Source organism: Streptomyces curacoi (genome assembly GCF_001513975.1).
Taxonomy (GTDB): domain Bacteria; phylum Actinomycetota; class Actinomycetes; order Streptomycetales; family Streptomycetaceae; genus Streptomyces; species Streptomyces curacoi.
The window spans coordinates 267,577-287,326 of sequence record NZ_KQ947991.1 but is presented as its reverse complement, the minus strand read 5'-3'; the positions used below and the strand labels follow the sequence as shown (position 1 = coordinate 287,326).

The following is a 19,750-nucleotide window of genomic DNA, read 5'->3' as shown; positions in this document are numbered from 1 at the left end:
TCGGTGAGAAGGTAAAGACTTATGTTCGGAAGGCTCGGAGCCCCCGAGATCATTCTCATCCTCGTCGTCATCATCCTGCTGTTCGGCGCGAAGAAGCTTCCGGACATGGCGCGCTCGCTCGGCAAGTCCGCCCGCATCCTCAAGAGCGAGGCGAAGGCGATGAAGGAGGACGGCAAGTCCGCCGCCCCGGCCGACCCGCCGAACAACACCAACGACGAGCAGCCCCCGGCTCAGCGCATCATCCAGGCCGCCCCCGGCGACGTGACCAGCTCGCGCCCGGTCAACGAGCCGACGGACACGACCAAGCGCTGACGCAGGGCCGGTGACCTCCGGCCCGATGCACGAGATGGGAACGTGGGTTGCTGAAGTCTGCCCGCAAGCAGGAGAAGGATCCCGAGGGGCGGATGCCCCTCGCGGAGCACCTGCGTGAACTCCGCAACCGGCTCGTCAAGAGCCTGCTGGCGATCGTCGTCACGACGATCGTCGCGGCCTTCTTCTACAAAGACATCATCGAGTTCTTCACCAATCCCATCCTCCAGGCGGTGGGATGCGACCACAGCTTCGCGGAGCTGGCGAAGAACACCACTGAAGCCAAGTGCGCACGCATCGTGCAGAACGGTCTGCTGAGCCCGTTCACGCTCGCCCTCACGGTCTCCCTGTCCTCCGGTGTGGTGCTGGCCTCCCCGATCTGGCTGTACCAGCTCTGGGCGTTCGTCGCCCCGGGTCTGCACCGGCACGAGCGGAAGTACGCCTACGCGTTCGTCGGCGCCGGCTTCCCGCTGTTCGTCACAGGGGCCTACTTCGCCTACTGGTCGCTGCCCAAGATGGCCTCGGTCATGCTCGAGTTCGCGATCATCGGCAGCGACAACCAGCTCCCCCTCGACGATCTCCTGCAGCTGATCATGCGGATGATCGTCGTCTTCGGCCTCTCCTTCGAGCTGCCACTGCTGCTGGTCATGCTCAACTTCAGCGGCGTGCTCTCCGGCAAGAAGATGGCCGGCTGGTGGCGCGGCATGATCATGGGCATCACGCTCTTCGCGGCGATCGCCACGCCCAGCACCGACCCGATCTCCATGCTGGCGCTCGCGGGCCCCATCTGGATCCTGTACTTCGGTGCGACGGGCATCGCACTCCTCAACGACAGGCGTCGCGCCCGGCGCGAGGCGGAAGGCCCCGCCGACGACGAGGCCTCCGACCTGGATCTCACCCCCGACGACATCGGCGAGGTCGAGACCGTCTCCGCCGCCAAGGCGCTGCCGGAGCAGGCGAGCACGGAGCGGGTCAACGGCTATGACGACGTGACCTGACCGGGAACCTTCGCAGGAACAGTGCGGCCGGGGGCGCCCACGGGGCGCGCCCGGCCGCTTGCGTCTCGCCGCCGCGAGCGCCGTGAGCTGCGGTGACCCCGGGTTTGCGGGGTGCCGATCCGGATAATGATCGTCCTGTTGTCAGTGGGGCCCGGTACGCTCGAAAGCACGATGACAGAGGACCTCTCACCGGCCGAGCGGTACGCGGCAGCACGCAGGCGCGCTGCCGAGCAGGCCACCGCGCTCGCCTCCTTCCGCGAGATGTACGACTTCGGCCTCGACCCCTTCCAGATCGAGGCCTGCCAGGCGCTCGAGGCGGGGAAGGGCGTCCTGGTGGCCGCGCCCACCGGCTCCGGCAAGACGATCGTGGGCGAGTTCGCCGTCCACCTCGCCCTGATGCAGGGCAGGAAGTGCTTCTACACGACACCCATCAAGGCGCTGTCCAACCAGAAGTACGCCGACCTGTGCCGCCGTTACGGGGACGGCATGGTCGGTCTGCTCACCGGCGACAACAGCATCAATCCCGACGCCGCCGTGGTCGTGATGACCACCGAGGTACTGCGGAACATGCTGTACGCCGGGTCGCAGACCCTCCTCGGCCTCGGCTATGTGGTCATGGACGAGGTGCACTACCTCTCCGACCGCTTCCGCGGGGCCGTATGGGAAGAGGTGATCATTCACCTTCCCGAATCGGTCACCCTGGTCTCACTGTCGGCGACGGTGTCGAACGCCGAGGAGTTCGGCGACTGGCTCGACACCGTCCGCGGCGACACCGAGGTGATCGTCTCCGAACACCGGCCCGTACCGCTGTTCCAGCACGTGCTCGCCGGGCGGCGGATGTACGACCTGTTCGAGGAGGGCGAGGGCCACAAGAAGGCCGTCAACCCCGACCTCACGCGGCTGGCCCGCATGGAGGCGACCCGGCCGTCGTACCAGGACCGCAGGCGCGGGCGCGCCATGCGCGAGGCCGACCGGGAGCGCGAGCGCAGACAGCGGTCCCGGGTGTGGACGCCGGGGCGGCCCGAGGTCATCGAACGGCTCGACGCCGAGGGCCTGCTGCCCGCGATCACCTTCATCTTCAGCCGCGCCGCCTGCGAGGCCGCCGTACAGCAGTGCCTGTACGCGGGACTGCGGCTGAACGACGAGGAGGCGCGGGACAAGGTGCGCGCCCTCGTCGAGGAGCGGACCGCCTCCATCCCGACCGAGGATCTGCACGTCCTCGGCTACTACGAGTGGCTCGAAGGCCTGGAGCGCGGTATAGCCGCCCACCACGCGGGCATGCTGCCGACCTTCAAGGAGGTCGTCGAGGAGCTGTTCGTCCGCGGCCTGGTGAAGGCCGTGTTCGCCACCGAGACCCTCGCCCTCGGCATCAACATGCCCGCCCGCTCGGTGGTGTTGGAGAAGCTCGTCAAGTGGAACGGCGAGCAGCACGCCGACATCACGCCCGGTGAGTACACCCAGCTGACCGGTCGGGCCGGACGGCGCGGCATCGACGTCGAGGGCCATGCGGTGGTGCTGTGGCAGCGCGGGATGAGCCCCGAGCACCTGGCCGGTCTCGCGGGCACGCGTACGTATCCGCTGCGGTCCAGCTTCAAGCCGTCGTACAACATGGCGGTCAACCTGGTCGAGCAGTTCGGCCGGCACCGCTCGCGCGAGCTGCTGGAGACGTCCTTCGCGCAGTTCCAGGCCGACAAGTCGGTCGTCGGGATCTCCCGGCAGGTGCAGCGCAACGAGGAGGGGCTGGCCGGTTACAAGGAGTCCATGACCTGCCACCTCGGGGACTTCGAGGAGTACGCGCGGCTGCGCCGCGAACTCAAGGACCGCGAGAACGAGTTGGCCCGGCAGGGGGCGGCACAGCGGCGCGTGGAGGCCGCGGTCGCGCTGGAGAAGCTCAAGCCGGGCGACGTCATCCATGTGCCGACGGGCAAGTACGCCGGTCTCGCGCTGGTCCTCGACCCGGGGCTGCCGGCCGGACGGTCCAACGGCCACCGCGGCTTCGAGCACCACGACGGCCCGCGCCCGCTGGTCCTGACCGCCGAGCGGCAGGTCAAGCGGCTGGCGTCCATCGACTTCCCGGTGCCCGTCGAGGCGTTGGAGCGGATGCGGATCCCGAAGTCCTTCAACCCGCGCTCCCCGCAGTCCCGCCGGGACCTCGCCTCCGCGCTGCGGACCAAGGCCGGGCACATTCCGCCGGAGCGGCACCGCAAGCGGCGCTCGCAGGCGGCGGACGACCGGGAGATCGACCGGCTGCGCAAGGCGCTCCGCGCGCACCCCTGCCACGGGTGCAGCGACCGTGAGGACCACGCCCGGTGGGCCGAGCGCTACCACCGGCTGCTGCGGGACACCTCGCAGCTGGAGCGCCGTATCGAGGGCCGTACCAACACCATCGCCCGTACGTTTGACCGGATCGTGGCGCTGCTGACCGAGCTGGACTATCTGCGCGGCGACGAGGTGACCGAACACGGCAAGCGGCTCGCCCGGCTGTACGGCGAACTCGACCTGCTGGCCAGCGAGTGCCTGCGCGAGCGCGTGTGGGAGGGCCTCGGCCCGGCCGAACTGGCCGCGTGCGTCTCGGCGTTGGTGTACGAGGCGCGGGTCGGGGACGATGCGATGGCGCCGAAGCTGCCGTCGGGCAAGGCCAAGGCCGCGCTCGGTGAGATGGTGCGGATCTGGGGGCGGCTGGATGCCCTTGAGGAGGACTTCCGGATCACGCAGACCGAGGGAGTCGGGCAGCGTGAGCCGGATCTCGGGTTCGCCTGGGCCGCGTACATGTGGGCCAGCGGTAAGGGGCTCGACGAGGTACTGCGTGAAGCGGAGATGCCGGCGGGTGACTTCGTGCGGTGGTGCAAGCAGGTGATCGACGTGCTGGGGCAGATCTCGGCGGCTTCTCCGGTGGAGGGCTCCACGGTGGCGAAGAATGCGCGGAAGGCAGTGGACGCGTTGCTGCGGGGGGTTGTCGCCTACTCGTCGGTCGGGTGACTGTTCAGGGTCGGGTGCGGGGTCGCTGCGGTTGATCGCGCGGTTCCCCGCGGCCCTTCCCGGCGTGGTACTCGTCGTCTCTCAAGACGGGCGCGTGAGGATGGCCAGTTGCTGAGTCGCGCGCGTCATTGCCACATAGCGGTCCACCGCTCCCTCGATCCCCTCGCCGAACTCCTCCGGCGCGATGAGCACCACCAGGTCGAACTCCAGCCCCTTCGACAGCTCCGGGGTCAGTGACCGGACTCGGTCCGTGGGCTGGAAGCCGGGGTCGCCGATGACACAGGCCGTCCCCTCGGCATGTGTGGCGAGCCACCTGTCCAGGATCGGATCGCGGTCCGACACGGAGCCGTGGGTGACGGGGATGCCGCCGCTGCGGATGGACGTCGGCACATTGGCGTCCGGGAGCGCGGCCCGGATGACCGGCTCGGCCTCCGCCATGATCTCCTCCGGCGTCCGGTAGTTGACCGTCAGGGAGGCCAGGGTGATCCGGTCGAGCCCGATCCGTTCGAGCCGTTCCTGCCAGGACTCGGTGAAGCCGTGCCTGGCCTGGGCCCGGTCCCCGACGATGGTGAAGCTCCGGGAGGGGCAGCGGAGCAGCAGCATCTGCCACTCCGCGTCGGTCAGTTCCTGAGCCTCGTCCACCACTATGTGCGCGAAGGGGCCGAGGAGCAGGTCCGGTTCGGCGGTGGGCAGTTCGGACTCGTCGACCAGGCTGACCCGGGCGTCCTGACCACGCAGCATCCTCACCAGGCCTTCGCCGTCGTCGCCGTCGGCGCCGGAGTCGGCCGCGGCCTCGATCAGGTTGTCGACGACCTGGGCCATGCGCTCGCGCTGGGCGGCCAGGACGGCCTCCTGCCTGCGCTTCGCCCGGGCCGCCTCCGGGTCGCCGAGCCGCTGCCGGGCCGCGTCCAGGAGCGGCAGGTCGGACACCGTCCAGGCCTGGGCGTCCGCGCGCTGCAGCTTGTGCACGTCGTCGCGGCTGAGCCAGGGCGCGCAGATCCGCAGGTAGGCGGGGACCGACCACAGGTCTCCGACCAGGTCGGCCGCCTCCAGCAGCGGCCAGGCGCGGTGGAAGGCCGTGCGCAGGTCCCGGTCCTGCGACAGCGACGTGCGGAGCAGTCCGGGCGACACGTCGTCGCCGTCGTGCTTGTCCACCAGGATCGTCAGCAGCTCCTCCCACACCTGGTCGCGCGCCTCGTTGTGCGGGGTGCCGGGTTCCGCCGCTGCGAACGCCACGGCCCAGTCGTCGGCGCTCAGCCAGATGTCGGACCAGTGGGTGCTGACCGTCATCCCCTTGGCGGGCGGCTCCTCGTAGAACGCGACGGCCCTCTCGATCGCCCTCACCAGGTCCGCGGACGACTTCAGCCGGGCCACCTCCGGATCGGCTTCGACCGCTGCCGTGGCGCCCTCGGCGACGAGGTCCCGCAGGGTGCAGCTCCGCACTCCCTCCTCGCCGAGGCTGGGCAGGACATCGGAGACGTACGCCAGATACGGCCGGTGCGGGCCGACGAACAGCACGCCGCCGCGCTGCTGACCGAGGCGGGGGTCGGAGTAGAGGAGATAGGCGGAGCGGTGCAGGGCGACCACGGTCTTTCCGGTACCCGGACCGCCGTCGACGACGAGAGCGCCGCGGGATCCCGCCCGGATGATGGCGTCCTGGTCGGCCTGGATGGTGCCGAGCACGTCTCGCATCCGTGGCGACCGGGTGCCGCCCAGGCCGGCGATGAAGGCGGACTGGTCGTCGAGCGCGGCATGTCCGGCGAACCCCTCCGGGTTGAACACCTCGTCCCAGTAGTCGCTGATCCGGCCGCCGGTCCAGCGGTACCGGCGGCGGCTCGCCAGGCCCATGGGGTTGGCGTGGGTGGCTCCGAAGAACGGCTCGGCCGCGGGGGAGCGCCAGTCGACCAGCAGTCGGCGGCCCGAGCTGTCCGTCAGCCCGAGTCGCCCGATGTACACGGGCTCGGAGCCGTCCGCGCCGACCATGCGCCCGAGGCACAGGTCCAGCCCGAAGCGGCGCAGCGCGCGCAGGCGAGCCGTCAGCCGGTGGATCTCCGCGTCCCGGTCCATCGCCTGCCGGCCCATGCCGCCGGGCGCCCTGCGTTCGGCCTCCAGCCGGTCGGACACCTCGGCGATCGACTGTTCGAGGCACTCCGCGAGGGCCGCGAAGTGCTTCTCGTCGCCGGAGATCAGATGGGGGTCGGTCTTGGGGGAGAGGTGGTCGGGAAGGTCGAAGGCGCTGGTGGTCAGGGGGTTCATGTGATCAGCTCCGATGTGGGGGCGTCGGCGGCCATGGCGCGCGGAAAGGTCCGGGCCGGCGTGCCGAACGGGGCCGCGTGGTGCACGCGGACGGACAGGGGCGGCCTTGCTCAGGCGGCCTCGTCGAGCAGGAGCCTCGCGGCCACCGTCGCTCCGTCGGCGCGGATCGTGCCGGCCACGGCGGTGGCTCGGGCCGCGGTCCGCGGAGCCAGGGCCGTGCTGAGCGCGGCCGACAGGGACTCGAAGGTCGGGACCGGGCCGTGATGCGCCGCGCCGATGCCCAGCTCGGCCACGCGGCCGGCCCAGTACGGCTGGTCCGCGAACTGCGGTACGACCACCTGGGGCAGGCCGGCCCGGGCGGCCGCCGTCGTGGTGCCCGCACCGCCGTGGTGTACGACGGCGGCGACCCGGCGGAAAAGTGCCTGGTGGTTGACCTCGCCGACGGCGAAGCAGTCGTCCTGGTCGTCGATCGGGGCCAGGTCGGCCCAGCCCCGCCGGACGAGTGCGCGGCGGCCGTGCGCGCGGACCGCCTCGATGGCCACCTGGGCGACGTCGCTCGCCGTGTGCATGGGCATGCTGCCGAAGCCGACGTACACCGGCGGTGCGCCGGCGTCCAGGAACGCCACCAGCTCGGCCGGAAGCGGGCGTTCGTCCGGGGCGAGCCACGCGCCGGTCTGCACGACGTCGAACTCCGGCGTGCGCTGCCACGGGTCCAGGGCCGGGTCCGTCGCCAGCCACGGCCGGTCGCCGATGACGTAGCCGCGAACGTCGTCCAGCGGGGGCAGGCCGATCGAGGCCCGGCTGGTGTTGAGCGCCTCACCGAACAGCGCGTTGACGTTCTGGGCGTCCAGGTCCCACAGCGCCCGGTTGTCGGTCACCTCCGGTGGGAGCGGCCGGCCCGGGTACGCCAGCGGCGGGCGCCGCGGCGACGGCAGGGTGAGCTGCTGGAAGGTCACGGACACGGAGCGGATGCCCAGTTTCTCGGCCACCGACAGGGCGCCGGCCGCGGCCGATATCAAGCCGGTCGCCACCAGTACGTCACATCCCTCGGCCGCCGCGGTGACCACGTCCAGCTGGGCGGCGACCAGCTGGGCGGCGCGCTGGGGCAGGGACGACGGCGGTGGCGCCGCCTTCGTCAGCGCGCGCGCCGACGGGCCGACCGGCACCAGCGGTACCCCGACACCGGCGAGCCGTTCCGCGAACTCCTCGTCCGGCGGGGCACACACCCGGACCTCCGCGCCGAGTTCCCGCAGCCGCAGCGCGAGTCCCACCAGGGGCTCGACGTCCCCGCGCGACCCATACGTCGACAACAACACACGCACTTGGCGGCTCCCGTTCCGGCAGGTTCTGGCCTAGGCCGGAGATTTTGCGGGACGACGGGGGCCTTGCCGCAAGCCCCCCGGTGCGCTATACGTTGAGAGTGGCAAGGAGTGGGTGACTCCTTGCCTTTGTTTTTTGGCCGCCCAGTCGCTTCGCCTTCCGCGCCGCATACGGCGGTAGCGACCGCACCGCCGGCCCACGCCGCCGCCCGGCGACGGCTGCCGTCCGCTCGCCGGAATCCGATCCTCCACCGTCACGGTGAGTATCTTTCGCACATCCGTCCGCTATAACGCAGCGTGTACGAAAGCAATCTGAGCGTATAAATGGAGCCGAGCGTACTCCCATCGCGCACCCCATTTCAGGTGCTTGCTGAATATGACTCGGCGATGATCCGGTCGGACTAAGCTCGCCCGCAGCGCACCGAGTTGAGGTGTAATCGTGCGCTTGTTCCCAAACGTGCAGAAGATTCCGACATACCCATGACGTACCCAGCTGCAAGCTCCCCCTACACCCACCCGATTCGTTTCAGAGGGCCCACATGGTGAGCGTTCAATCCCCGCCCAGTCGGCGTGAACTCCCGTATGCGCGCGTGCTGTTGCTGCCGGCCATAGTGATGGCCGCGGCGACCGGAGCCGCCGTCGCCGTAGTGGCGGAACCGGCCCGGACGGCCGTCGGCGTATGCGGTGCCGTGGCCATGCTGCTGGTGCTGGCGTCCGCGGCCGAAGCGGTGCGCCGCGGTCGCGCCCTGCGGGACCTGCGGGCCGAGCACGCCCGTCACACCGCGTATCTGGAACGGCGTATCGCCGCGCACGACGAGGAGATGGCCCGCCTCGCCACGGAGATCACGCCCGCCGCCATCTACCGGCTGCGCTGTGGCAATTCACCCTATGAGGTGATTCGCGATCTCGCGGAGATCGACCCGTCCTACGGCCGACTTCCCCCGGCGCAGGTCGCGTTGGTGAAGTCGATGCTCGACATCGTCGACCACGAGGAAGCCCTGCGCGACTCCGCCCAGCGCTCCTTCGTCAACATCGCCCGCCGCGTCCAGTCGATCGTCCATCAGCAGGCCGCGGAGCTCAGGGAGATGGAGGAGGACCACGGCCGCAACCCCGAGGTCTTCGACGACCTGCTGCGCATCGACCACGGCACCATGCTGATCGGCCGCCTCGCCGACTCCATCTCCGTGCTCGGCGGCGGCCGCCCCGGCCGGCAGTGGCCCAACCCCGTCCCGCTGTACAGCGTGCTGCGCGGCGCCATGTCCCGGATCCTGGAGTACCGCCGCATCAAGCTGGACTCCATCGCCCAGGTCAATGTCCGGGGCATCTCCGTCGAGCCGGTCATCCACGCCGCGGCCGAGCTCCTCGACAACGCCACCCGCTACTCGCCGCCGCAGACCGAGGTGCACGTCACCGCCACCGAGGTGCAGACCGGCATCGCCATCGAGATCGAGGACGCGGGCGTCAGCCTCAGCGAGGAGGCCCGGGCCCGGGTCGAGGGCATGCTGGAGCGCGCCAAGGTGGGCGCCGACCTCCAGGAACTCGGTGAGTCCCCGCGCCTGGGCCTGGCCGTCGTGGGCCGCCTGTGCACGGCGTTCGACATGCAGGTCTCCCTGCGCACCTCCGCGTACGGCGGTGTCCGCGCGGTCCTCATCATCCCGCGCGAGATGCTCACCAGCGAGCCCGCGCCCGGATACGCCCACGGAATCGGTGCCGCCGCGGCGCCCAAGCTCGGACCCGGCGCCCTCGAAGGCCCCAAGCGCACGCCCAAGAAGCGGCGCCCCACCAGCCCGAAGATCCCCACCACGGTCTCCATGGAGGACGACGTCCCCGTGGTCACCGAATGGACGGCCAACGGGCTGCCCCAGCGCCGCAGCCGGGTCAAGACGCCGCTCAGCAAGCGGATCGCCGAGCAGGCCGCCATCGAGCAGGCCGAACGGGAGGGCAGGCCGACCATCTGGTCGACGGCCAAGCCCGAACCCGAGCCCGAGCCGCAGAAGGACGAGCCCGCTCCCGGTGCGTGGGTCGAGGCGTTCTGGAACGGACTCAAGGACAAGCCCGACCCGTTCACACTCAAACCGCGAACCCAACCGGCCCGCCGCGAGGCCGACGACGAGGGGGACCTCAAGTGATCCAGCAGCGCGCCAACTTCGACTGGATGCTCAAGGAGCTCCACGACGGCGTACCCGGCATCGAGATGATCGTGGTGCTCTCCGCCGACGGACTGCGCATCGCCCGCTATGGCGGCGACCCCGACACCGCCGACCGCGTCGCCGCGGCCTGCGCCGGCCTGCAGAGCCTGGCGGCCGCCGTCGCCTCGGAGATCCCCAACAGCGACGGCACGATGAAGATGGTCCTCATCGAGATCAACGGCGGCTACTTCTATCTCATGGCCGCCGGCGCCAACGCCTATCTCGCCGTGCTCTCCGACACGTTCGCCGAACCCGGCCTGATGAGCAACCGCATGTCCGACCTCGTCAGCCGCATCGGCGCCCATCTCACCAGTCCGCCGAGGCGCAACGGGCAGACCGTATGACTCCTCCGAGGCGCCAGCGGCGATATCCCACGGAACAACCGCCCCCACCGCCCCTACCGCTCCCGGCACCACCTCAGCAGGGGAACGGGAAGCCCGAACGGCTCTTCGTGGTGGCCGGAAAGGACGGCGGTGAGCGCGCCGAGCTCGACCTGGTCACCTTAATCGTGGCGAGCGCCGCCCCACCGCCCTCCGCCGCGCCAGAGCAGGCGGCGCTGCTCCGGCTCTGCACGACCCCCCTGTCCGTGGCCGAGCTCTCGGCCTATCTCAATCTGCCGTTCAGCGCGATGACGGTCCTGCTCACCGACATGCTGACGGCCGAACTGGTGACGGCGCGCGCGCCGATCGTGCGCCAGTCCGTCGCCGACCGGTCCCTTCTCGAAGCGGTGATGCATGGACTTCAAAGGCTCTGACACCATCCCCGGTCCACGGACCGAGGATCAGCTGCCGCACACGGCCGAGGCCGCGGTCAAGATCGTGATCGTCGGCGGCTTCGGGGTCGGCAAGACGACCATGGTCGGCTCGGTCAGCGAAATCAGGCCGCTGACCACCGAGGAGACCATGACGCAGGCCGGCATCGGTGTCGACGACAACTTCGGTTCGGACTCCAAGACGGCCACCACCGTGGCGATGGACTTCGGCCGCATCAGCATCACGGACCAGCTTGTGCTGTACCTCTTCGGCACCCCCGGCCAGGAGCGTTTCTGGTTCCTGTGGAACGGGCTGTTCGAGGGTGCGCTGGGCGCGGTGGTGCTGGTCGACACGCGTCGGCTCGAAGTCAGCTTCGACGTGATAGGGCGGCTGGAGGAGCGTGGCGTGCCGTTCATCGTGGCCGTCAACTCCTTCCCCGACGCGCCCCGTTACCCCTTCTCCGACCTCCGTGCGGCGCTCGACCTGGACGAGGAGATCCCGATCGTCGAGTGCGACGTACGCCGCCGGGCCTCCAGCCGTGACGTCCTGATGACCCTGATGAGCTTCCTGCACTCGCTCGCCGTGTCGGGCGCGCTCAGGTAGGCCCGTCCGCCGGAGCGGCCGCACCCGCCTCCGGCGCCCCCTTGCCTGTCCTGGCAACCCATTAGTCCCAGACTCCCCAGAACCGGATCCACTTCGGAGCGACCCCTGTGACGCCTGAATTCCCTTCCACGACCGGTATGCACGACCCCTTTCTCACCCCACCGCCGGGCTGCCCCGCCCATGGCCTCGGCCCCGGCGGACTGCACCGGCTCGACGAGGCGGAGGACCTGAGCGAGCTGTACGAGCAACTGCGCGAGCAGCACGGCCCGGTGGCGCCCGTACTGCTCCACGACGACGTGCCGATGTGGGTGGTCCTCGGCCACACCGAGAACCTGCACATGGTGCGCACGCCCTCGCAGTTCTGCCGGGACAGCCGCATCTGGACCCCGCTGCTGGAGGGCATGGTCAAGCCCGACCATCCGCTGATGCCGCACATCGCCTGGCAGCCGATCTGCTCCCATGCGGAGGGCGACGAACACCTGCGGCTGCGCGGCGCGGTCACCGGCGCCATGTCCACCATCGACCACCGCGGTATGCGCCGCCACATCAACCGCTCCACGCAGCGCCTCGTCAACCGGTTCTGCGAGGAGGGCAGCGCCGACCTGGTCGGCCAGTTCGCCGAGCACCTGCCGATGGCCGTGATGTGCGAGATCCTCGGCATGCCGGACGAGTACAACGACCGCCTCGTCGAGTCCGCCCGCGACGCGCTCAAGGGCACCGAGACCGCGATCGCCAGCCACGCCTACGTCATGGACGCGCTGAGCCGGCTCACCAGCCGCCGCCGCGCCCAGCCCGAGGAGGACTTCACCAGCCACCTCATCATGCACCCGGCCCGGCTGACCGACGACGAGGTCAGGGAGCACCTGCGGGTCGTGCTCTTCGCCGCCTACGAGGCCACCGCCAACCTCCTCGCCAACGTGATCCGAGTGGTCCTCACCGACCCGCGCTTCCGCGCCCAGCTCAGCGGCGGCCAGATGACCGTCCCCCAGGCGGTCGAGCAGTCCCTGTGGGACGAGCCGCCGTTCAGCACCGTCTTCGCCTACTTCGCCAAGCAGGACACGGAGCTCGGCGGACAGCGCATCCGCAAGGGCGACGGGCTGCTCTTCGCCCCCGCCCCCGGCAATGTCGACCCGCGCGTACGTCCCGACCTGTCGGCCAACATGATGGGCAACCGATCCCATCTTGCCTTCGGCGGCGGCCCGCACGAGTGCCCCGGCGCGGACATCGGCCGTGCGATCGCCGAAGTCGGCGTCGACGCGCTCCTGATGCGGTTGCCCGACGTCGAACTCGACTGCGACGAGGACGAGTTGGAGTGGCGGGCGTCGATCGCCTCCCGCCACCTGGTGGAACTGCCGGTCCGCTTCGCGCCGAAGCCGCCGCAGGACGTGATGCAGAAGCCGGGCCTCGCCCCGGTCCCGCCCCAGCGGGCCACCTGGCAGGTGGGCACCCCCCAGCCGACGCCCGCCCCGGCCCCCCAGCCGACCGCGCCACAGCAGCCCGAGCCGACCCCGGAACCGGTCCGACCGAAGGGGGCTTGGCGGCGCTTGCTGCGGTGGTGGCGGGGCTACTGAGCGGCAGGCGGCGGCCGGGTGCTTGTCCGGCGTGCATTCGTGGCCCGTGTCGCGCCCGCGGGTCACGGGTTCACGGTGTGTCGGTCGCCGCCGCGGCGGAGGGTCGGCCGACCGCCCACTGGGCGTACGAGGGCCAGGCCTGGAGGGTCCTGGCGCTCAGGAACCGGTGTGCCGTCCCGGTGACTGGATCGGTGCGGCAGCAGCCCGAGCCGACCCCGGAACCGGTCCGCCCGAAGGGGGCGGGGCTACTGAGCGGAAGGCGGCGGCCGGGCGTTTGTCCGGGGTGCACTCGTGGCCCGTGTCGCGCCCGCGGGTCACAGGGTCACGGTGTGCCGGTCGCCGCCGCGGCGGAGGGCCGGCCGGTCGCCCACTCGGTGTACGAGGACCAGGCCTGGAGGGTCCTGGTGCTCAGGAACCGGTGTGCCGTCCCGGTGACCGGATCGGTGAACTCCAGCGTCCGCGCCAGCAGTTGGAGGGGACGCCGGAAGTCGCCGGCCGGTGCGGGGTCGGTCACCTCCGGGTAGAGCGGATCGCCGAGGATCGGCACACCGAGGGCGTTCATATGGACGCGCAGCTGATGGGTCTGCCCGGTGGCGGGTACCAGCCGGTACCGGGCGAGCCCGTCGCGGTGCTCGGCGATCTCGACGTGCGTCACGGCGTTCGGAGCGCCCTCGACCTCCCGCGCGGTGAGCACCCCGCGCTCCTTCACGATCCGGCTGCGCACGGTCCGGGGCAGGGCGAGTGCGGGATCGTACGGCGCCACGGCCTCGTATTCCTTGCCCACCCGCCGGTCGCGGAACAGCGACTGATACGCACCGCGCTCGTCGGGCCGCACCGTGAACAGCACCAGCCCGGCGGTGAGCCGGTCCAGCCGGTGCGCGGCGCTCAGCGTAGGAATGTCCAGCTCCCGGCGCAGCCGCGCCAGCGCGGTCTCCGCGACATGGCCGCCGCGCGGGGTGGTGGCCAGGAAGTGCGGCTTGTCGGCGACGACGATGTGCTCGTCGCGATACACGACGTCCACCGCGAACGGCACCCGCACCTCGGCGGGCAGCTCCCGGTGGAACCACACGAACATCCCCGGCACATACGCCGCGTCCGGCGCCACCGCCCGCCCGTCCGCCCCGACGACCAGCCCCGCGTCGAACATGCCCGCGACGACACCGGGCCCCGCCCCCGCGAGCCGTTCCACCAGATGCTCCCGCACCGTGCGCCACGCCCCGTCGAAGGGCAGCCGCACACGCACCGCGTCGACTCCCTCGCGCTGTGGCAGGGGAGAGGGCGGGGGCGGGGTACGGCGTCTCATCAGGAGCAAGCGTACGGCGCCGCGGAATCCGGGCGGTTGCGCAGGTGGCCCGGGGTGACGTGGGAGTGCGCCGGCAGGCTATGCGGCCGGCGCCGCCCCCTCCTGCTCCGCCTCGATCCGCGCGTTCCAGTCCCGCTTGGAGGCCTGCCAGCCGTCCTCGTTGTGACCGAGCCGCCAGTAGCCGGAGATCGACAGGTCCTCGCGGGGCACACCGCGCTCGACCCGCAGCAGGTGGCGCAGCTCCTTCACGAAATGGGCCTCGCCGTGCACGAACGCGTGCACCCGGCCCTCGGGGAACTCCAGCGCGCGCACGGCCTCGACCAGCGCCTCGCCGAGGGGACGGGAGCCGCGGTGCAGCCAGACGACGTCCACATCGGAGTCGATCTTCTGCTCCTCCTCGGGGCCGGCGATCTCCACGAAGGCGTGGGCCGTGGCGCCGTCGGGCAGCGACTCCAGGGAACGGGCGATCGCGGGCAGCGCGCTCTCGTCACCGACCAGCAGATGCCAGTCGGCGTCCGGGTCGGGGGCGTAGGCGCCGCCCGGGCCCATGAAGCGCACGGTCTCGCCGGGCTGGGCGCGCATCGCCCACGGGCCGGCCAGGCCCTCGTCGCCGTGGAGCACGAAGTCCAGCGTCAGTTCACGGTGCTCGGGGTCCCAGGCCCGCACCGTGTAGGTCCGGGTCACCGGCCAGTGCTCGCGCGGAAACTCCGCACGGATGCGCTCCATGTCGAAGGGCTCGGGGTAGCTCACGCCCTCGGGAGAGAACAGGATCTTGACGTAGTGGTCCGTGCAGGTGTCCGCCGCGAAGTCGGCGAGCCCCTCACCACCCAGCACCACACGCTGCATGTGCGGGGTCAGCCGCTCGGTGCGGACGACCTGCGCGGAGTGGGGCTTCCGCGGCTTGCGGGCAGGGCGTAGTGCCATCACTGGCCTCCCTCGTTCCAAGCTTAGGTTTACCTAAGTTAGCACCTCCGCCCGGCGAATGCCGCTATGGCTCGTTCATGAAACGGCGCATGTCGCACACACAAGAAACGAATTCCCCGCGCGAAGAACGCCATTCACTCGACTCCACGCCCTTCGCGCCCCGACATCGCCGCGCCCCGGCCTCGTCACGCCCCCAGTGTCACAAGCAGCCGCTGCAGCGACCCGCCCAGCCCCCATCGCACCGCCAGCTCGTCCAGGCGTGCCGAATCCCGGGGCGTACGCGGCAGTGCCGTGTCGACGTCCGGCAGCGGCACGTCGTCCGCGACCCGCACCACCGTCGGCGCCACGGCGACATACGGCCGCGCCTCGTCCAGCCGCTTGCGCTGCGCGGGCGTGAGCTTCGCCTTCGGGTCGTCGACCGCCGCCATGATCCCGGCGAGGTCGCCGAACTCGGCCAGCAGCTTCGCGGCCGTCTTCTCGCCGATCCCGGGCACGCCCGGCAGGCCGTCGCTCGGGTCGCCGCGCAGCAGTGCCAGATCGGCGTACCCGCGGCCGTCCACGCCGTACTTCTCGCGCAGCCAGGCCTCGTCGGTGAGCTGGAGGGTGCCGACTCCCTTGAGTGGATACAGCACCCGCACCTGACGCTCGTCGTCCACCAGTTGGTACAGGTCCCGGTCGCCGGTGACGATGTCGACCGGGCCCTTCGCCCGCGCGGTGAAGGTGCCGATCACGTCGTCCGCCTCGTACCCCTCGACCCCCACACGGGCGATCCCCAGCGCGTCGAGGACGTCCTCGATGACCGGCACCTGCGGCGAGAGCGTGTCGGGCACCTCCTCCTCGTCCGGTCCGACCTCGTGCTCCTCGGCGACGCGGTGCGCCTTGTAGGAGGGGATCAGCTCGACCCGCCACTGCGGCCGCCAGTCGGCGTCCATGCAGGCCACCAGCGCGTCCGGGCGGTGGTCCTTGACCAGGCGGTCGATGAAGTCGAGAAGCCCGCGCACGGCGTTCACCGGCGTGCCGTCCGGGGCCTTCACGGAGTCCGGGACGCCGAAATAGGCGCGGAAGTACAGGGAGGCGGTGTCGAGGAGCATCAGTCGTCCGGTCACGTCACGCATCATGCCGCACGGCACTGACAGCGGCCCTCAGCCCCGCGACGCCCCGGCGGACGCGGCTGAGCTGTGGGCTGGACCACTTGTGCGTTTGTGTTCCGGGAACCAGGGCAGGCGCGCCTCCGGAGTGACGCCACTGGCGCAACTGTTGCGCCTGTCGCTTCTTTCATCTGCCGTCGAGAACAGAGGTACCCGTGTCAGCCAGGCTTGAGGCCGAACATCTCTACAAGGTGTTCGGCAGACGACCGGACGAGGCCGTCGAGCGGCTCCGCCAGGGAGCCGACCGGGAGGAGCTGCGCGCCGACGGCACCACCGCCGCCGTGATCGACGCCTCCTTCACCGTGGAACCGGGCCAGATCTTCGTCGTCATGGGCCTGTCCGGATCCGGCAAGTCCACCCTGCTGCGGATGCTCAACGGGCTCCTGGAGCCGACCGCGGGTCATGTCCGCTTCGACGGCCAGGACCTGACCGCGATCAGTGACCGCGAGCTGCGCGAGGTCCGCGCCAAGAAGATCAGCATGGTCTTCCAGCACTTCGCGCTCTTCCCGCACCGCAGCGTCCTGGAGAACGCCGCCTACGGCCTCAGTGTCCAGGGCGTGCCCCGCGTCGAGCGCGAGAAGCGCGCCGCCGAGGCCCTGGAGCTGTGCGGCCTGGCGGGCTGGGAGAAGTCCTGGCCCGACGAGCTGTCCGGCGGCATGCAGCAGCGCGTGGGCCTCGCCCGCGCCCTCGCCACCGACGCCGACCTGCTGCTCATGGACGAGTCCTTCAGCGCGCTCGACCCGCTGATCCGCCGTGACATGCAGGACCAGCTGCTCGAACTCCAGCGCACCCTGAAGAAGACCATCGTCTTCATCACCCACGACCTCAACGAGGCCATGCGCCTCGGCGACCGGATCGCCGTCATGCGCGACGGCCGTATCGTCCAGACCGGCACGGCGGAGGACATCCTGCTGCGTCCGGCGGGCGACTATGTCGCCTCCTTCATCCAGGACGTCGACCGCTCCCGCGTACTGACTGCGGGCGCCGTCATGGACACCGACATACGCGGCGACGAGGCGGACTGCGGCTGCGAGACGGCCACGCCCGAGACGCCGTTCACCGAGCTGTGCGCGATCAGCGCGCGGCTCAGCCACCCGGTCGCCGTCCTCGACGCCGGTCGCGAGCTCGTAGGTGTCGTACCGCGGCAGCGTCTCGTCGGCCTGCTCGGCGACGAGCGGGGCGAAGCCCCGGCCTGCGACCGCGGGGAGAAGGTGATCGCCCGTGCCTAGGATCCACTTCGGCGACTGGGTGGAGAGCGCGGTCGACTGGCTGCAGTCGCACCTGGGCTGGCTCTTCGATCTCGTCAATGTGGTGCTCGACGGCATGTACGACGGTGCCGTGGCCGTGCTCGGCGGCGCCGAGCCGCTGCTGATGGCCGCCATCCTCGCCGTGATCGCCGCCTGGCTGCGCGGTCTCCTGCCCGGCGTCCTTGCCTTCGTCGGGCTCGCGCTCATCGACGCGCTCGGGCTGTGGCAGGACGCGATGGACACGCTGTCGCTCGTGCTCGTGGCCGCGGTCATCACCGTGGTGATCGCCGTGCCGCTCGGCATCTGGGCCGCGGGGAGCAAACGGGTCAGCTCCCTGCTGAGGCCGGTGCTCGATGTCATGCAGACCATGCCGGCCTTCATCTACCTCATCCCCGGCGTCATGTTCTTCGGCGTCGGCTCCACCCCGGGCCTGCTCGCGACGATCATCTTCGCCATGCCGCCGGGTGTGCGCATGACGGAGCTCGGCATCCGTCAGGTCGACCCCGAACTGGTCGAGGCGGCCACGGCGTTCGGCACCTCCCCGCGCGACCGGCTCACCCGTGTGCAGCTGCCCCTGGCCCTGCCGACGATCATGGCCGGCGTCAACCAGGTGATCATGCTGGCTCTGTCCATGGTCGTCATCGGCGGCATGGCGGGGGCGGGTGGCCTCGGCGAACAGGTCTACTCCGCGATCACCCAGCTCAAGGTGGGGCTGGCGGCCGAGAGCGGCGTCGCCGTGGTGATCCTGGCGATGTACCTCGACCGTATGACGGGCGCCCTCAACGAGCGGGTGTCCCCGCTCGGCCGGCGCGCGCTCGCCAAGGCCGCCGCCGCGCGGCGCTCCGCGCTCGTCCACTACCGCCCCGCGGGCGCCGTGGCCGTCGTCGGCGTCGTCGTGCTCGCCCTGGTCGCGGGCGGCCTGAACTGGGCCGGCTCGGGCGACGCCGAGGCGACCGCGAACGGCCGTCAGGGCAGGGACGCGGGCAAGACCGTCGATCTGGGCTACTTCCCCTGGGACGAGGCCATCGCCGCCACCTATCTCTGGCAGAACGTCCTCGAAGACCGCGGCTACCGGCCCAAGGTCAGGCAGCTCGACCCCGGCCCGCTCTACAGCTCCCTCGCCGGCGGACAGATGGACGTCCAGCTGGACGCGTGGCTGCCGACGACGCACAAGGCGTACTGGGACAAGTACGGCTCCCGGCTGGAGGACCTCGGTTCCTGGTACGGCCCGACCTCCCTGGAGCTGACGGTTCCGTCGTATGTGAAGGGGGTCGACTCCCTGGCGGACCTCAAGGGGCAGTCGGCGAAGTTCGGCGGGAAGATCATCGGTATCGAGGCCAGCGCCGGGATGATGGGGACGCTGAACAGCCGGGTGCTGAAGGCGTACGGGCTGCAGGGCGAGTACAAGGTGGTGTCGTCGAGCACCTCGTCGATGCTCGCCGAACTGGACCGGGCCATCAAGAAGAAGGAACCGGTCGTGGTCACGCTGTGGTCGCCGCACTGGGCGTACGGGAAGTACGACCTGAAGAAACTCAAGGACCCCGAGGGTGCCTGGGGCAAGGGCGAACAGATTCACACGGTGGCCAGGAAGGGATTCAGTGACGAATTCCCTGAGCTGGCCGGCTGGCTGAAGGACTTCAAGCTCACCGAGGAGCAGCTGGCCTCGCTGGAGGTGGCGATCCAGAAGGGCGGCGCCGGGAACGAGAAGGAGTCGGCGCGCACCTGGCTGGACGCCCATCCCGGTATCGAGGACAAGATGGCTCCGGTGTCCTGAGAGCCGGAGATCACGCCCGTTCGAAATGACGCCCGTTCAAAAGGGCGCCGTTCGACAGGGCGCCCGTGCGGAATGGCAGCCGGTGTGTTCCGGCTGCCATTTCCGTATGTCTCCGGTCCGGGACACCCGCGACGACGCGCGGCTGACAGCCGGAGACGAAGGCGGGCCTCGGCTACGAAAAGGATCAGGCCAACCACAGAGCGCTACGCCACCACCCGAGCCCGGCCTCGCCGACCCGAGGTCACGAGCTCCCCTTCCACGACCCGGCACCAAACCCCCGATCACCCGCCTGACCAGGCGCCCCGCCCTGGCGGAGGGAGGGAACACCGGGGAGCGCCGGCGCATTGAACCGAGAGGCGCGCGGCTCGTACTGATCGG

Annotated in this window: 15 protein-coding genes; 10 read left to right on the top strand and 5 right to left on the bottom strand. The window is 70.6% G+C overall.

Going from position 1 to position 19,750, the window contains the following annotated elements; all coding sequences use genetic code 11:
• Window positions 1–21: 21 nt before the first annotated feature.
• The 3 genes from tatA to AQI70_RS27190 all read left to right on the top strand — a co-directional run bounded on the left by tatA (window position 22) and on the right by AQI70_RS27190 (window position 4,286).
• Entirely contained in the window at window positions 22–312 is a 291-nt protein-coding gene (tatA, locus tag AQI70_RS27200) for a Sec-independent protein translocase subunit TatA (protein WP_062154595.1), read from the top strand.
• A gap of 47 nt (window positions 313–359) precedes the next feature.
• Window positions 360–1,307, top strand: a complete 948-nt coding sequence (gene tatC / locus AQI70_RS27195) for a twin-arginine translocase subunit TatC (RefSeq protein ID WP_062154593.1) — start codon at window positions 360–362, stop codon at window positions 1,305–1,307.
• A gap of 126 nt (window positions 1,308–1,433) precedes the next feature.
• Window positions 1,434–4,286: a DEAD/DEAH box helicase gene (locus AQI70_RS27190; RefSeq protein WP_062154591.1), complete on the top strand. Its 2,853-nt coding sequence runs from the start codon at window positions 1,434–1,436 to the stop codon at window positions 4,284–4,286.
• Window positions 4,287–4,367: 81 nt separating this feature from the next.
• On the opposite strand, the gene helR is transcribed toward AQI70_RS27190, so the two are convergent.
• Together helR and AQI70_RS27180 are read right to left on the bottom strand one after the other, a co-directional pair.
• On the bottom strand, window positions 4,368–6,542 hold the full coding sequence (gene helR, locus AQI70_RS27185; RefSeq protein WP_062154589.1) for an RNA polymerase recycling motor ATPase HelR: 2,175 nt from the start codon (window positions 6,540–6,542) through the stop codon (window positions 4,368–4,370).
• Window positions 6,543–6,652: 110 nt separating this feature from the next.
• On the bottom strand, window positions 6,653–7,864 hold the full coding sequence (locus AQI70_RS27180; RefSeq protein WP_079051501.1) for a glycosyltransferase: 1,212 nt from the start codon (window positions 7,862–7,864) through the stop codon (window positions 6,653–6,655).
• Window positions 7,865–8,400: 536 nt separating this feature from the next.
• On the opposite strand from AQI70_RS27180, the gene AQI70_RS27175 reads away from it, so the two are divergent.
• The 5 genes from AQI70_RS27175 to AQI70_RS27155 all read left to right on the top strand — a co-directional run bounded on the left by AQI70_RS27175 (window position 8,401) and on the right by AQI70_RS27155 (window position 12,976).
• The gene (locus AQI70_RS27175) at window positions 8,401–9,990 is read left to right on the top strand and encodes a sensor histidine kinase (RefSeq protein WP_079051500.1); all 1,590 of its coding nucleotides are present in this window, start codon (window positions 8,401–8,403) and stop codon (window positions 9,988–9,990) included.
• Window positions 9,987–10,394: a roadblock/LC7 domain-containing protein gene (locus tag AQI70_RS27170; protein WP_062154583.1), complete on the top strand. Its 408-nt coding sequence runs from the start codon at window positions 9,987–9,989 to the stop codon at window positions 10,392–10,394. The genes AQI70_RS27175 and AQI70_RS27170 overlap by 4 nt, the downstream gene beginning before the upstream one ends.
• A complete protein-coding gene (locus AQI70_RS27165) occupies window positions 10,391–10,804 on the top strand; it encodes a DUF742 domain-containing protein (protein ID WP_062154581.1) in 414 nt (137 codons plus the stop codon). The genes AQI70_RS27170 and AQI70_RS27165 overlap by 4 nt, the downstream gene beginning before the upstream one ends.
• Window positions 10,785–11,405, top strand: coding sequence for a GTP-binding protein (locus AQI70_RS27160; protein WP_062154579.1), 621 nt, complete (start codon window positions 10,785–10,787; stop codon window positions 11,403–11,405). Before AQI70_RS27165 ends, AQI70_RS27160 begins: the two co-directional genes overlap by 20 nt.
• Before the next feature lie 107 nt (window positions 11,406–11,512).
• Window positions 11,513–12,976: a cytochrome P450 gene (locus AQI70_RS27155; protein WP_062154577.1), complete on the top strand. Its 1,464-nt coding sequence runs from the start codon at window positions 11,513–11,515 to the stop codon at window positions 12,974–12,976.
• A gap of 322 nt (window positions 12,977–13,298) precedes the next feature.
• Here AQI70_RS27155 and AQI70_RS27150 read toward each other — a convergent pair whose 3' ends face one another.
• From AQI70_RS27150 to AQI70_RS27140, 3 genes are all read right to left on the bottom strand, one after another.
• Complete coding sequence (locus tag AQI70_RS27150; RefSeq protein WP_062154575.1) at window positions 13,299–14,279, bottom strand: RluA family pseudouridine synthase; 981 nt, start codon at window positions 14,277–14,279, stop codon at window positions 13,299–13,301.
• Window positions 14,280–14,357: 78 nt separating this feature from the next.
• On the bottom strand, window positions 14,358–15,203 hold the full coding sequence (locus AQI70_RS27145; protein ID WP_062154574.1) for a siderophore-interacting protein: 846 nt from the start codon (window positions 15,201–15,203) through the stop codon (window positions 14,358–14,360).
• A 185-nt stretch (window positions 15,204–15,388) separates the two neighbouring features.
• A complete protein-coding gene (locus tag AQI70_RS27140) occupies window positions 15,389–16,318 on the bottom strand; it encodes a 5'-3' exonuclease (RefSeq protein WP_235193048.1) in 930 nt (309 codons plus the stop codon).
• Between the two features lie 188 nt (window positions 16,319–16,506).
• Between AQI70_RS27140 and AQI70_RS27135 the strand changes: the two genes are divergently transcribed.
• Together AQI70_RS27135 and AQI70_RS27130 are read left to right on the top strand one after the other, a co-directional pair.
• Window positions 16,507–17,580: a quaternary amine ABC transporter ATP-binding protein gene (locus tag AQI70_RS27135; RefSeq protein ID WP_062154572.1), complete on the top strand. Its 1,074-nt coding sequence runs from the start codon at window positions 16,507–16,509 to the stop codon at window positions 17,578–17,580.
• On the top strand, window positions 17,573–19,372 hold the full coding sequence (locus AQI70_RS27130) for an ABC transporter permease/substrate binding protein (RefSeq protein ID WP_062154569.1): 1,800 nt from the start codon (window positions 17,573–17,575) through the stop codon (window positions 19,370–19,372). The genes AQI70_RS27135 and AQI70_RS27130 overlap by 8 nt, the downstream gene beginning before the upstream one ends.
• Window positions 19,373–19,750 lie beyond the last annotated feature (378 nt).